Below are 566 nucleotides of genomic sequence, written 5' to 3'. Positions count from 1 at the left end.
GGCTGTTATCGATTGTCACAAAAATGTTAACTTATGGGAGCAACAAGTATTCATGTACAAGCAGTGAAGCCGGGGAGTGAGATTCACAACTTTAGGGAAAAAGAGTTGGACTATGTTCGTCCCGAACTTAGTCATTTGAATGAAAGCTGGGTTGGAGATAGCATCTCCCATCGGCTGGAAAGTGCGAAACAAAGATATCTCGATACGGTTGGGCAGAAGATGCAGGCTAAAGCCGCACCCATACGAGAGGGAGTAATAGTAATCAAACAAGAAACCACCATGCAGGAACTCCAGCAGTTTGCCACGGTCTGCAAAGAACGTTTCGGTATCGAAGCATTTCAAATCCATATACACAAGGACGAAGGATACATGAACGCAAAGCAATGGACACCTAACCTTCATGCCCATGTAGTTTTCGATTGGACGCAGCCGAATGGGAAAAGTGTGCGTTTATCGCGTGATGACATGGCAGAACTCCAAACCATAGCATCTGAAACACTGGGCATGGAACGTGGCGTTTCTTCTGACCGCAAACACTTATCGGCTATGCAGTACAAGACCGAATG

Annotated in this window: 1 protein-coding gene; it reads left to right on the top strand. The window is 45.9% G+C overall.

From position 1 onward, the window contains the following. Positions 1 to 33: 33 nt before the first annotated feature. Positions 34 to 566: plasmid recombination protein (locus KQ486_RS14240; protein ID WP_216688006.1), on the top strand; the 533-nt coding region annotated here is incomplete at its 3' end.

The organism is Allobacillus halotolerans (genome assembly GCF_018967645.1).
Lineage (GTDB): Bacteria > Bacillota > Bacilli > Bacillales > Alkalibacillaceae > Allobacillus > Allobacillus halotolerans.
This window is presented reverse-complemented; position numbering and strand designations above follow the sequence as displayed.